The organism is Streptomyces sp. NPDC048297 (genome assembly GCF_043201585.1).
GTDB lineage: Bacteria > Actinomycetota > Actinomycetes > Streptomycetales > Streptomycetaceae > Streptomyces.
Map to the genome: position 1 here is coordinate 41,165 of NZ_JBICZA010000043.1, position 13,210 is coordinate 54,374.

Sequence of the window (13,210 nt, forward strand, 5' to 3'; positions counted from 1 at the left end):
CGCGAACGGTACGACCCGGGGGAGGCCCGGAATGCCCCTGTCCGGCCTCGGCCGGCGGTCCCGCTCCCTGTGGGCGGTGACCGGTCTCGTCGCCGTACTCGCCCTGCTGGGAACCCTCGCCCTGACACACGGAGCCGCTCCGGCCCGCACCAGCGCGGACGGACTGCCCCACACCACCGTCCAGGTCTCGGCCGGCGCCTGCGGCCGGGGCTGGGGCGCGCCCACGGCCGGAGTTCAGGTCTTCGACCTGGACAACACCTCCGACGACGCCACCGAGGTGTATCTGGAGGACCCGAAGAGCCAGGCCGTGTACGGCGATTCGGAGGGCATCGGCCCAGGGACGACACGGCAGTTGACGGTCCGCTTGGGCAAGGGCTCGTACGCCTTCAAGTGCGTACCCGACGACGCCGACGCGGTCACCGGGCCCACGGTCCGCGTCACCGAGGGGCGACCGGGACCGGCCGCGGCCCCGGTCACCGAGCACGACCTGATCCCTCCGGCGATCGCTTACCAGAAGTGGGTCGGCCACGGACTGGACGACGTCGTACGCCTGACCGGCCGGCTGCGGGACGCGGTCGACCGCGGGGACCTCGCCGGGGCCCGCACGGCGTGGCTGCCGGCGCATCTGGAGTACGAGAGGCTCGGCGCGGCGTACGACGCCTTCGGCGACGCGGACGCCCACATCAACGGCACCGACGCGGGGCTGCCGGGTGGCGTGCGCGACAAGGACTTCACCGGCTTCCGCCGTGTCGAGTACGGGTTGTGGCACGGCGGGAGTGCCCAGTCCCTGCGGGCCCCGGCGGCCGCCCTGGTCAAGGCCGTCTCCGCGCTGCGCGGCGACTGGGCGCAGACCCGTATGGACCCGGCCCAACTGGGACTGCGCGCGCACGAAATCCTGGAGAACACCGTGCAGTTCGAGCTGACGGGCCGCACCGACTACGGCAGCGGCAGCAATCTGGCCACCGCCCGAGCCAACCTCGACGGCACCCGCGAGGTGCTGACCCGGCTACGGCCGCTGCTCGCCACCCGCTACGCCCAACTGCCCGGCCTGGAAATGGAACTTGACCACGCGCAGCACACCCTCGACAGCTTCCACGCCCGCAGTGACGGCAGCGCCCGCAGCGACCGCGGTCACGCCAGCGCCTGGACCCCCTTGGACAGTCTGACTCGGACACAGCGTGAGAGCGTGAACGCGGTCCTGGGTGATCTGGTCGAACGGCTCGCGTCCGTGGCCACCGTGTGCGATCCGCGGAGGACGGCGTGAGCGCGGCCGGCGAGGAGACGACAGGCGAGGAGACGACGGGCGCGGTGGGCCGGCGTGGCTTCCTGCGCGGCGCGGCCCTCGCGGGCGCCGGGCTGGCCACGGGCGGTGCGGCCGCGAACGGTGTTCCCCCGGCCTCGGCCGGTACATGCGCCGACCGTACGCCCCTCGCCCCCTTCCACGGCGTTCACCAGCGGTCGGCCATCGCGACCCCACGCCGCGTCACCGTGTTCGCCGCCCTCGACGTGACCGCCGAGAGCCGCTCCGAACTGACGGACCTGCTGCGCACCCTCACCGAGCGGGCCCGGTTCCTGACCTCCGGCGGGACACCGTCCCCGGTGGGCATCACCGGACCGCCCGCCGACTCGGGCATCCTCGGGGGCCAGTTGCCCGCCGACGAACTCGCGGTGACTCTCGGCGTCGGCGCCTCCCTCTTCGACGACCGGTTCGCACTGGCCGCGCGCAGGCCGCGCCGGCTGACCCCCATGCCGTCCTTCCCGGACGACGACCTGCGGCCCGACTGGTGCCACGGCGACCTCAGCCTCCAACTGCACGCCGACGACACCGACACACTGCTGCACGCGCTGCGTGACATCGCCCGGCACACCCGGGGCGGCATGCAGATGCGCTGGCGGCTTGACGGCTTCTCCAACCCGCCCCGGCCGTCAGGGACACCGCGCAACCTTCTGGGCTTCAAGGACGGCACCGGCAACCCGGACGCCGCCGACTCCCGTGAGATGAAGCGCCTCGTGTGGGTGGGCGCCGGGACGGGCGAGCCGGACTGGGCGGTCGGCGGCAGCTACCAGGTGGTCCGCCTGATCCGCATGCTCGTGGAGTTCTGGGACCGTGTCTCGCTCAGCGAGCAGGAGCGGATGTTCGGCCGCGCGCGCGTGTCCGGCGCACCGCTGGACGGCAACTCCGAGCACGACACGCCGAATTACGCCGACGACCCCAAGGGGGACGTCATCCCGCTGGACGCCCACATACGGCTCGCCAATCCGCGCACACAGGCCACCGCCGAGCAGCGGATCCTGCGCCGCCCGTACAACTACGACCGTGGTCTGGACGCCAACGGCAACCTCGACATGGGACTGCTCTTCTGCAGCTACCAGCAGGACGTGGCACGGCAGTTCGAGACCGTGCAGAAGCGGCTGGCGGGGGAACCGCTCACCGACTACATCAAGCCGTTCGGCGGCGGCTACTTCTTCGCGCTGCCCGGAGTACAGGACGAGACGGACTGGTACGGCCGGGCCCTGCTCGCCTGAACCCGTCCGAAGACCTTGCCTGTTCGAACCTGTCTGTTCGAACCTGCCCGGACGTCATGCTTGCCTGAACCTGTCCGGAGATCCCGCTCGCCTGAACCTCTCCGGACAACCTGCTCACCCGAACTTGCCCGGACATCCTGCCAGTTCGAACCTGTCCGGACATCCTTCTCGTCAGATCGGTCAACACGCGGTCAAGATCTGCCCTATCTTCCCTGACCCGGTGTTCACTTCTGCGCCATGATGACTCTGCCGAAGGGCCGCACGGTTGACAGAGTCTCCTGGCCGTAACGACGCAACAGCACTCGCGTTCACGAGGGGTGGAAGAGCATGGCCAGCAGGGGTAGACGAGCAACTATGCGCGCTGTGGGGGCATTGGCCGGCGCCGCTGCGCTGACCGTCCTCGGTGGGGCCGCGCCCACGTGGGCGGCACCGGCAGGGGCGCACGGTCACTCGACCACGGCCACGCCGATCAAGCACGTGGTGGTGCTCTTCGACGAGAACGTGTCCTTCGACCACTACTTCGCCACGTACCCGAAGGCCGCCAACACCGACGGCACGAAGTTCAAGGCGTCGAGCAGGACTCCGAAGGACATCGACACGCTCGCGCACGCCGGTCTTCTGACGAAGAATCCGAACCAGTACGCGCCCAAGCGGCTCACCCCGTCGCAGGCCCTGACCTGCGACCAGAACCACAACTACGGCGCCGAGCAGTACGCGGCCAACGGCGGCAAGGCCGACCAGTACGTGCAGAACACCGAGGTCGACCAGTGCTCCGGCGGCCTGTTCGGTGAACCCGGCCTGGTGATGGACTACTACGACGGCAACACCGTCACGGCGATGTGGAACTACGCCCAGCAGTACTCCCTCAGCGACCGTTCCTACAGCTCGGTCTACGGCCCCTCCACGCCCGGCGCGCTGAACCTGGTCTCCGGCCAGACCCACGGCGTCGTCTCCGTCGACCCCGCGTCCGGTACGGAGAACCCGAAGCAGACCTCGACGCCGGACGCCTACACGGTCAAGTCCCCCGACGCCAAGGGCGTCGGCACGGTCGTCAACGACCCCGACCCGGCCTTCGACGACTGCTCCGGCAAGAACCACACCAGCACCAACACGCTCGCCGTGATGCAGGGCAAGAACATCGGTGACCTGCTGAACGCGAAGCGCGTCAGCTGGGGCTGGTTCCAGGGCGGCTTCCGCCCGAGCACCGCATGGGACGGCCAGCAGGGCCACTACGCCAAGTGCGACGCCGCGCACACCAACGTCGGTGGCGCGTCCGTGGTCGACTACAGCCCGCACCACTCGCCGTTCGAGTACTACAAGTCGACGTCCAACCCGCACCACCTGCCGCCCAGTTCCGTCGCCGAGATCGGCCACGACGGCCAGGCCAACCACAACTACGACCTGACCGACTTCGGCGCCGCCCTCAAGGCGGGCAAGCTGCCGGCCGTCAGCTTCGTCAAGGCACCCGAATACCAGGACGGCCACGCCGCCTACTCGGACCCGATCGACGAGCAGCACTTCCTCGTCGACCAGATCAACGCCATCCAGAGCTCCCCGCAGTGGAAGTCCACCGCGGTCGTCATCGCCTACGACGACTCCGACGGCTGGTACGACCACGCCTTCGTCGCTCCGCGCAACGGGTCCACGGACACCGCCGCCGGCTCCAACGGCAAGGCCACCGACGGCCCCGCCTGCCAGAACGGCCCCCACGCGTCCGGCGGCTACGCCGACCGCTGCGGCCCCGGCACCCGCCAGCCGCTGCTCGTCGTCTCGCCGTACAGCAAGGTCAACAAGGTGGACCACCACCTGACCGACCAGGCGTCCATCACCCGCTTCATCGAGGACAACTGGCACACCGGCCGTGTCGGGGACCACTCCTTCGACGCCTCGGCCGGCTCGCTGACGGGCATGTTCGACTTCCGGCACCCGAACAACAAGCAGGTGCTGCTGAACGCCGACGGTTCCATCAAGTCCGTCGGCCCGATCAAGCGCGTCGCCCCGGTGGTCACCAGCATCACCCCGGGCCCGGCCATGCAGAACACCGCCGCCACCACCGGCGGCTCCGGCTCCCTCACCCTTCCGGTGACCCTCGGCGTGGGCGCCCTGCTCGCGGCCGGCGCGACGGGCACCTACCTCACCCTGCGTCGCAAGCAGCGCACCATCGCCTGACATCACGTACGTGATCGGAGCGGCGCGGTCCCCGGGGCCGCGCCGCTCCGCGTTTTGCCGCTGCGGGCCACGGCGGGGCTGTTACTCACTTGCGGGTGAACGGGAGGGTGGCGGCGGGGGTGGCGCGAACGGGTAAACGGTTGCCGCAGGCACGTATCACCAGGGGCGAAACGACTTGAATCCGCACCTACATATCAATCAGCCACATAGATGCCCATTGCATCCGCGTGTAACAGAAATGTGGTGGATTTGTAACGGCATGCGCATTTCTTTCGGGAGGAGAGGTGCGGGCTGGAGGGTGTGCGTGTGCGGCCAACCGGTCGCCGAACGACCCAACGCACCTGGCCGGCCTGCGGTTTCACCGCTGCCGTGACGGCCACGGTGTGCACAGCCCTTGCAAAGGGGGACCTCGTGTCCGTTTCTGCATCCGTCCGTCGTCTGACCGCCGCTGCCGGTGTGGCTGCCGCCGTGGTGGGCACTGCCGCACTGCCGGCCTCGGCCGCCGACCACCACTCCGACCGTGCCCACTACCGCACCGTGGTCATCAGCGACGTCCAGCACGACTCCCGGGGCCGGTACGACCGGTCCGACCGCTCGATGAACAGGGAGTGGGTGGACATCACCAACAACGGCCGACGGGCAGTGAACCTGGACCGCTGGACCCTGTCCGACAGGGACGGTCACACCTACACCTTCCGCCACGTCCGGCTCGACGGCCGCCAGACCGTCCGCGTGCACACCGGCTACGGCCGCGACACCCGGTACGACCTCTTCTGGGACCGCCGCGCCTCCGTGTGGGACGCCGACCGCGACACGGCCACCCTGCGCAACGACCATGGCCGCTTCATCGACGACGTCTCCTGGGGCGGCCACCGCCACTGAACCACCACGCGCCGGCCCTCACCACCGGCGCCCGACGAGCGGACGGCGCTCTGCTCGTGGCGAGCGCCGCCCCTCAAGTCCCCTGAATCCCCTGAATCTCACAGCCGTCGACTGCCCACCAACTCCTGGTGCGCAGGGGCTCGGGGGAGTGCGTCGACGGCTGTGAACCGGGGGCCGCCCGCACACGCGGGCGGCCCCCATCTCCATGGCCGACTCCGGGCCGCGGGGACGGCTCCTGGGGTGCCGAGCGAGCCCGGGGTGGGGGCGTCGGTCCGCTGGAGCCGGCGCCTTCTCCGCCGCGAAGACCGGGGTCGGAGCTGCCGTCGGAGTCCCCCGTCAGGGCCCGCACGTTCTCCCACAGGCAGAGGCCGGACTGTCCGTCGCCGAGGGCCACCACGCCCTCGGGGTCGGGCGTGCTCCGGGCGCCAGACCGGACGGCTTCGCGGCCCCCGTACACATCGCCCTCGGCGATCCAGAACCGGCCCACCATGGCCATGCGTCGCTCGCTTCTCCCGACGACGTCACAGCGCGGGTGGACGGCAGCCTAGACCTTCGAGTTCTGCTTCCAGTCCTTGGCGAGGAGCCCGAGCAGCACCTCGTCCAGGAACTCGCCCATCACCCAGGCCGAGGAGCGCAGCACGCCCTCGCGGACGAAGCCGTTGTGCTCGGCGGAGCGCAGCATCGCGTCGTTGTCCGACAGCGTCTCGATCTGCAGCCGGTGCAGGCCGCGTACGACGAAACCGTAGTGGCACAGCACGGCGACCACGTCGGTGCCGTAGCCCTTGCCGCGGGAGGCCGGCAGCAGGCCGAGGCCGATGTGCGCGAAGCGGTTGTGGTTGTCGATGCCCCACAGCGTCGCGGTGCCGACCAGTGTGCCGCCCTCCAACTCCACCACGGAGAAGGGGACATGCTTCTGCTCCTTGTCGTCCACCACGAGCCGCGGATCCTTCGAGCCGGGCGAGATCGGCCGCCACGGACCACCTTCGGACCGCGAGGAGTTGACCACGTCGTCGAAGAGCTCGGCCCGCAGGACCGGGATGTCGTCCTCGTGCCGGGCCCTGAGCCCGACCTTGCTGCCTCTGAGCATGCGATCTTCCTATCCGGACGCAACGGCCGGCGGCAAACCAATAAGCGGTGGCGCGGAGGGGCCATTGTTCCGTAAGTCCATGATCACGTGGCGGGGTGACGCGAGTCCGGGCCATGCTTGCGTCCCTTCCTGATGGCGCTTCAACGCCGTTGCAGGTAAGGGGTGTTGGAGTTTCCCAGTGTTCCCCGGCTCACAGAAACCGAGTGCGATGTCGAGTAAGAAGGTGGTGACCGTCGCCGTCCTGGTGGCGGTCCTCACGTGGAGCACGGTGATGACCGTGCTGGGGCAGGTCGCGGCCGCAGCCGCTCTGCTCCCGTCCCTGGCACTGCTCGTGCAGCAGATCGTCCAGGCCCTCACAGCACCCGACGGCCCGGGTTCCGGCCCGGAATCCGGCAGAGGATCCGGGTGGGGATCCGGGCCGGGATTCGGTCCGGGTGCCCGCCCCGGTTCCGTGACGACCGCCGCCCCGGGCGGGGAGGAGCCGCCGCGATGATCCGTCCACCGGATGCCGAGCAGCCGCCCCCACCCGATACCGGCGGCAGGCGGGGCCGTAAACCTGCTCCCATCTGTGAGACCGCAGGCCTGTCGCACCGGGCCTGGCTGGAGCCGGTCCGCAGTTCTGTCTTCTCCAGCGGGCTGACCCTCGACGAACTCGTCTGCCGTTCCGGCTACTCGAAGACCCGCATCAGCGAACTGCTGCGCGGCAACGGCTACTACCCGGCCTGGGAGATCACCTTCAGCGTCGTCCGCGCCCTCGGCCTGCCCGCCCCTCCGGTGTGCCGGCTGTGGACGGCAGCCGCCCGTGAGGCGCGCAAGGGTGCGGGCTGGATCGAACACTGCATGCAGCAGGTGGTCCTGGAGCCGGAGGCCCCGCCGCTGGCCCACCAGGCGTTCACGGACGCCATGCGCGCCGCCTACACCGAGTACGCGCGGGCCTTCCTGCTCACCGACCACCGTGCCCGCTGGGTCGTCGCCGAGACCTTCGACATCCTGTGGCTGTGCTGGAACGAGGCCGCCACCAGCCGCGACATCCGCCGCTACGCCTGGCGTCTGCTGCGTTCGCGGGTGATGGCCCGCGCCGACCACCACGACGGCCGCCCGGATCTGCGCCCCGCTGTCTTCTCCACGCGGGAGGCGCACGACAGCGTCCCGGGCCGGTTCGTCGTCCTCACCGAACTCGTCGACCTCTTCGACGCGATCGCCAGGCTCCCGTACGACCAGATGGACGTCGCGGTGCTGCACCACCTGTGCGGCATGGATCTCGACCGGATACCGCACGTCCTCGGCATGAGCCCGGCCATCGCCCGCGCCGTCGACCACCATGCCCGCGCCGCCCTCGAAGACCTGCTCCGCTCGTGCAGCCCCCGGGAGTGAACTCCAGCCGCCATGACCGCCATCGACGCCCTCCTCGTCCGCGCCCGGCTGCACCACAGCCCCGAAGTCCCCGACGACACGGTCCCCTACGAGGACGACAGCTACCCTTCCGTCGACTATGAGAGCGCCGCGGCGCGCACGGATGATCCGGCCGCCGACGACAGCGCTGCCGAGCACCTGCACACCCTGTGCGAGGCAGTGGTGAGCGGGCTGGCTCCCGGCGCGTTGGAGTTCCTCACCGACCAGCTTCCCGAACCCGAGGGCGCATGGCTGCTGGGCTGCGCACTCAGCGTCGCCGGCGTCGACGAGGGTGCCCGTTTCTGGTGGCAGTACGCCGCCGGCGCCGGCTCGGTCCCGGCCGCCTACTGCCTCTCCCTGCAACACCACGCCCGGGGCGAAGCCCATGCCGCCGGCTTCTGGTACCAGCAGAGCGGCCTCGACGCCGCCTGCGACGGCGACACGATCCCTGTCACCGGTATCGGCCCGCATCCGAACGACTGCCGCTTCGACGCCTCCGTCAACACCGTCCTGCGCATCCTGAGCCGCCTGAACGCACCGGGCCCGCGCCGGCTCACGCACCCGGCCGACGTCATCACGCATTACGTCGCCAACGCCGTCACCCGCGGCTACGCCCGCAATCCCGACGTCGAAATCCCGCTGCCGGGCCCCTGTTTCGCCGCCCGCGTCAGCTTTCTCCTCGGCACACCGCCGCCCTGGTCCCGCCCACTGACCACCACCCTGAAACCGGACCTGCCGAGCAGAACGGAACGTGTCCCGACGCGCGGAACCGGTGGCACCGGCAGCAGAGGTGGCAACGGCCACAGCGGCGGCTGAACGCGCGGAGTGGTGAGAAGCAGCAGGCCACGACAGTCTCGGTAGGACAGCTGGTGCCACAACCGAGAAGGCTCTGTCACAGCCTGCTGACATGATCGTCCCAGCAGTGCGGACGAGAGGGCGGGTATGGACCTGACGGTGGAACAGGTGGCACGGCAGATCACGGCGGAGGTCGTCGCCCAGGCGCCTGAGGGCTGGGCGGAGTGCGTGCTGCGGGGGCACGCGAGCCGGACGGGCGTCGGTCTGTCCGGCGGCGGGTACGTGGTGCCGAGCCGTCCGGGCTTCTTCTCCGGCGTGCCGTTCCCGCACCAGGGCCTCGACTCACTGGCGTCCTGGTTCCGGGACACCTGCGGCTGGGAGGCCATCGTCCTGGAGTTGACCTGCCGCCCGCCGGGCGCCTTCGAGCTGGTGGTGTTCCGGGACACGCTGCGGCCCGGGGGCGGCCCCGAGGACGGCTGGACCCTGACCGTCGACCCCGGCTTCCAGCCGTCCGAACCGGGCGCGGCCGACGGCGCGGAACCGTCCGAACCGGGCGCGGCCGACGGCGCGGAACCGTCCGAACCGGGCGCGGCCGACGGCGCGGAACCGTCCGGGCTGCGCCCGGCCGGGGACCCGGCGGAGGCGGTCGAGCGGCTGCGGGCCGTACTCCGGCAGCACGCCGACCGTTTCGGCTCGGAACCGGAGATGCCGGCGCCCGTCACCGAGGCTCAACTCGCCGCGGCCGAGCGCCACCTCGGCCGGCCGCTGCCCGCGGACGTGCGGGCGCTCTACCTGGAGGCAGACGGGGACGGCGGCAGCGAGGCGCTGGACGGATACTGCTGGCTGCCGCTCGAAGGGGCCCTGGCCGAGCGCGACGACTACATCGGAGTACCGACCTGGTTCGGCTGGGAACTCGGCTTCCGCCAGGTGATCTTCGACGCCGACCCGCCGAACACGGTGCGTCGTTGCTCGGGGCATCCGGGCTGGCTTCCGTTCGCCACCTGGTTCGACGGCAACTTCCTCGCCGTGGACCTCGCGCCCGCCGCGGACGGCCGCCCCGGCCAGGTGATCGAGGTCGGCCGCGACTTCGACGCCGGCCCGCGCTATGTTGCTTCCTCCGTCACCGCCTGGCTCGGCCAGGCCCTGGGCCGGCCCGATCCGCACGCACCTTGGCAGTCCGGGGACGGCGTGCGCCAGTTGGTGGTCTCGGCCCTGGACGAGCGGCTCGCGCCGGGCGTCCAGGCGATCCACCTCAATGACGCCCCGTCGCCCGTCGACCTCGTCCCGCTCTCCGCCACCCCGCACCTGCGGCGCCTGCACCTCAACCGCTGCGCCACCACCGACCTGACCCCCGTGGCAGCACTCCCCGTCGAGGACCTGGCCATCGACCTCGCCCCCGGCGCCGACCTCGCCCCGCTCGCCGGCCACCCGCACCTCACCTCACTCGCCGTCGGCTCCGACACCCCGATCGACCTCGCCCCGCTGCGCACCCTCCCCGCGCTGCGCTCGCTCGACCTGTCCCGTTGCCCCACGCCGGACTTGGCGTTGCCGGCCGATCTCCCCGGCCTGCGCTACCTCGCCCTCTCCGTCACCCAGTGGACAGCCCTGATCGCCGCCCGCCGCCTCCCCGCCCACCTTGCCGCCGCTCGCCTGGCCGGAGCCCCGCCGCTCACCGCCGCCCTCGACCTGCTCGCCGCCCTCGGCGTCGACACCTCCACCGCCTACCGCCTCTCAGGCACCGCCGAGGACGCCTCCTGATGCTGCGACCGCATGGCCGACGAGGACACCGTCCGCGATGTGAAGTTCGCGGCCAGGAGCGTCACGGAGTCCACGTAGGTTTCCGAAGCTGGATCGCCGGTCACCGGGAAGTCATATGCGGCGCGGTACGGCTCCGTCCTGCCGGCGGTAGAGGTCGCGCAGCAGGGAAATCTCGGCGCCGTGATGGATCAGCTCCCTGTTGACGTGCAGGACGACGCTCTCCATGGGGAACCGCTCGGGACCCACCGCGGGCGGATTCTCCAGGTCGGCGTCCGAGAGCTCGCGGACCCCCGCGTTCCATCTCCCGTACATCTCATCGAGCTGTTTCAGCGCCTCGTCAGCGGTCCCCGCGTAGGCGAACGTCCGGGAGTCGACGTCCTGGCCGCCGAAGTGCCATCCGACCCGATAGCCCAGACAGGAGACGATGATGTGCGCCAACCGCCAGGCGATCGTGGGCGGCGGGCTGTGGGCGGCGGGAGCGTACCGCACCGGGAGACGACGGTGGGGGCTGATGTGCCCTTCGGGCCGCGCCGCCGCGAGCGGCTGTTGGGGGACCGGGGGTGGGGATGCAGTGCTGAGACGGGCCCGGCTTCGTACGGAGTCCAGGCCCGGCTTCGTACGGAGTCCCGGCCCGATGCGCTCAGTGAACGGAGAACCCGCCGTCGACGCAGATCGCCTGCCCGGTGATGTAGCCGGACGCGTTGCCGGCCAGGAACACCGCCGCTCCGGCGAAGTCCTCGGCCAGGCCGTTGCGCCCGACCAACGTGCGTGCCGCCAGCGCCGCGACCTTCTCCGGGTCGGACGACAGTCGTGCGTTGAGGGCGGTCATGACGAAGCCGGGCACCAGCGTGTTGCAGGTGACGCCGTGCGGGGACCACGCCTCGGCCTGTGAGCGGGCCAGCGACTCCAGCGCCCCCTTCGAGACGCCGTAGGCGCCGCTCTGCACGAACGCCCGGTGCGCCTGCTGGGAGGTGATGTGGATGATGCGGCCGAAGCCCCGCTCGGCCATGGCGGGCCCGAATCGCTGACCGAGCAGGAAGGGAGCCTCCAGATTCACCGCCATCGTGGTGTCCCACACGTCCTCACCCAGCTCGCTCATCGGCGGACGCAGGTTGATCCCGGCGCTGTTGACGAGGATGTCGGGCTCGCCGAACACCTCGGCCGCCTGCTCCGCCGCCGCGCGCACCCCGTCACGGGTACTCAGGTCGGCGCTCACCCAGGCAGCTCGGCAACCGTCCGCCGTCAACTCGTCGACCGTGGAGGCAAGTTCGGATTCCTTGCGTGCCACGATCACCACGCTCGCCCCCGCCCGCGCGAGTGCCCCGGCGATGGCCCGGCCGATGCCGGAACTGCCGCCCGTGACCAGGGCGATCCGGCCGTCCAGCGAGAACATTTCGGAGACGTAGTCGTGCGAGGTCATGCCCACACCCTAGACGGCGTGGGGACCGGACGGCGAAGATCGACAAGGGCCGTGACAAGGGGCAGGGCAAGGGTCAGGGGCGGCCGATGGCCGCGCGGGTGTTGCCGTGGGCCTGGTCGAGGCGCCGGACGGCTTCCTCGGCCGTGCAGTCGGCGAGGAGCATGACGATGGCGGTCTTGGCATGGCCACCGGCTGCCTCCAGGGCATCGGCGGCGGTACGGCTGTCCGCGCCGGTGGCCTCGACGACGATACGGCGGGCTCGGTCGACGAGCTTCTCGTTGCTGGCCTTGACGTCGACCATGAGGTTTCCGTAGGTCTTGCCCAGGCGCACCATCGAGGCGGTCGAGAGCATGTTGCACACCATCTTCTGGGCGGTGCCGGCCTTCAGCCGCGTCGACCCCGTGAGCACCTCGGGGCCGGTGACGATCTCGACCGGGATGTCGGCGTAGCGGCTGACGACGGCGTCGCGGTTGCAGGCGACCGAGACCGTGACGGCGCCGCGCGCGGCGGCGTGCTTGAGGCCGCCGATCACGTAGGGGGTACGGCCGCTCGCGGCGAGGCCGACCACGGTGTCCCGGTCGTTCACGCCGATCTCGTCCAGGTCGGCCATCGCCCTCGCGGGTTCGTCCTCGGCTCCTTCGACCGCTACGACGAAGGCGCCAGGGCCGCCGGAGAGCAGGCCCACGACCAACTCGGGGTCGGTTCCGAACGTCGGGGGACACTCGACGGCGTCGAGCAGGCCGATGCGACCGCTGGTGCCGGCGCCGAGGTAGATCAGCCGTCCGCCCCGCCGCAGCGACTCGGAGATCGCCTCGACGGCGGCCCCGACCTGCGGGAGGGCGTCGCGTACGGCGAGTGCGACGGTCTGGTCCTCGGCGTTCATGACGGAGAGCAGTTCGGAGACCGGCATGCGGTCCAGATCGAGGGTCCGCTCGTTGCGCGTCTCGGTGCCGAGTGTGCTGAGGTCCACGGCGCGGTGGTCCTTTCGTGGGTGGTGCTCAGGGTTCGTGGGTGGTGCTCAGAGGTGGTTGCGGGAGCAGGGGCGGGGGGAGGGTGCGGCCGTCAGCCGTCAGCCGTCAGCCGTCAGCCGTCAGCCGTCAGCCGTCAGCCGTCAGCCGTCAGCCGTCAGCCGTCAGCCGTCAGCCGTCAGCCGTCAGCCGTCAGCCGTCAGCCGTCAGCCG

At 70.9% G+C, this 13,210-nt stretch carries 11 protein-coding genes and 1 pseudogene; 8 read left to right on the forward strand and 4 right to left on the reverse strand.

Translation table 11 applies throughout. The features are described from left to right. Positions 1-31: 31 nt before the first annotated feature. The 4 genes from ACGFYV_RS33200 to ACGFYV_RS33215 all read left to right on the forward strand — a co-directional run bounded on the left by ACGFYV_RS33200 (position 32) and on the right by ACGFYV_RS33215 (position 5,577). Entirely contained in the window at positions 32-1,264 is a 1,233-nt protein-coding gene (locus ACGFYV_RS33200; protein WP_393882236.1) for an EfeM/EfeO family lipoprotein, read from the forward strand. Further along, complete coding sequence (gene efeB / locus ACGFYV_RS33205) at positions 1,261-2,526, forward strand: iron uptake transporter deferrochelatase/peroxidase subunit (RefSeq protein ID WP_393882237.1); 1,266 nt, start codon at positions 1,261-1,263, stop codon at positions 2,524-2,526. The genes ACGFYV_RS33200 and efeB overlap by 4 nt, the downstream gene beginning before the upstream one ends. Positions 2,527-2,880: 354 nt before the next feature. After that, complete coding sequence (locus ACGFYV_RS33210) at positions 2,881-4,695, forward strand: phospholipase C (protein WP_393882238.1); 1,815 nt, start codon at positions 2,881-2,883, stop codon at positions 4,693-4,695. A 411-nt stretch (positions 4,696-5,106) separates the two neighbouring features. Beyond that, complete coding sequence (locus ACGFYV_RS33215) at positions 5,107-5,577, forward strand: lamin tail domain-containing protein (RefSeq protein ID WP_393882239.1); 471 nt, start codon at positions 5,107-5,109, stop codon at positions 5,575-5,577. Positions 5,578-6,121: 544 nt separating this feature from the next. Here ACGFYV_RS33215 and ACGFYV_RS33220 read toward each other — a convergent pair. Further along, positions 6,122-6,664 (reverse strand): GNAT family N-acetyltransferase, encoded by a 543-nt coding sequence (locus ACGFYV_RS33220; RefSeq protein ID WP_393882240.1) that lies wholly within the window; start codon positions 6,662-6,664, stop codon positions 6,122-6,124. A 208-nt stretch (positions 6,665-6,872) separates the two neighbouring features. Between ACGFYV_RS33220 and ACGFYV_RS33225 the strand changes: the two genes are divergently transcribed. The 4 genes from ACGFYV_RS33225 (at position 6,873) to ACGFYV_RS33240 (ending at position 10,609) form a co-directional block, all read left to right on the forward strand. Further along, the gene (locus ACGFYV_RS33225) at positions 6,873-7,157 is read left to right on the forward strand and encodes a hypothetical protein (RefSeq protein WP_393882241.1); all 285 of its coding nucleotides are present in this window, start codon (positions 6,873-6,875) and stop codon (positions 7,155-7,157) included. Next, a complete protein-coding gene (locus tag ACGFYV_RS33230) occupies positions 7,154-8,038 on the forward strand; it encodes an XRE family transcriptional regulator (RefSeq protein WP_393882242.1) in 885 nt (294 codons plus the stop codon). Before ACGFYV_RS33225 ends, ACGFYV_RS33230 begins: the two co-directional genes overlap by 4 nt. Before the next feature lie 12 nt (positions 8,039-8,050). After that, a complete protein-coding gene (locus ACGFYV_RS33235; protein WP_393882243.1) occupies positions 8,051-8,872 on the forward strand; it encodes a hypothetical protein in 822 nt (273 codons plus the stop codon). 126 nt (positions 8,873-8,998) lie between these two features. Then, complete coding sequence (locus tag ACGFYV_RS33240) at positions 8,999-10,609, forward strand: SMI1/KNR4 family protein (protein ID WP_393882244.1); 1,611 nt, start codon at positions 8,999-9,001, stop codon at positions 10,607-10,609. Between the two features lie 111 nt (positions 10,610-10,720). Here ACGFYV_RS33240 and ACGFYV_RS33245 read toward each other — a convergent pair. From ACGFYV_RS33245 to murQ, 3 genes and pseudogenes are all read right to left on the reverse strand, one after another. Then, positions 10,721-11,074 (reverse strand): annotated as a pseudogene (locus tag ACGFYV_RS33245) (DinB family protein); the annotation flags it as partial. Positions 11,075-11,249: 175 nt separating this feature from the next. Then, positions 11,250-12,029, reverse strand: coding sequence for an SDR family NAD(P)-dependent oxidoreductase (locus ACGFYV_RS33250; RefSeq protein ID WP_393882245.1), 780 nt, complete (start codon positions 12,027-12,029; stop codon positions 11,250-11,252). Between the two features lie 73 nt (positions 12,030-12,102). Continuing rightward, on the reverse strand, positions 12,103-12,999 hold the full coding sequence (murQ, locus tag ACGFYV_RS33255) for an N-acetylmuramic acid 6-phosphate etherase (protein WP_393882246.1): 897 nt from the start codon (positions 12,997-12,999) through the stop codon (positions 12,103-12,105). Positions 13,000-13,210 lie beyond the last annotated feature (211 nt).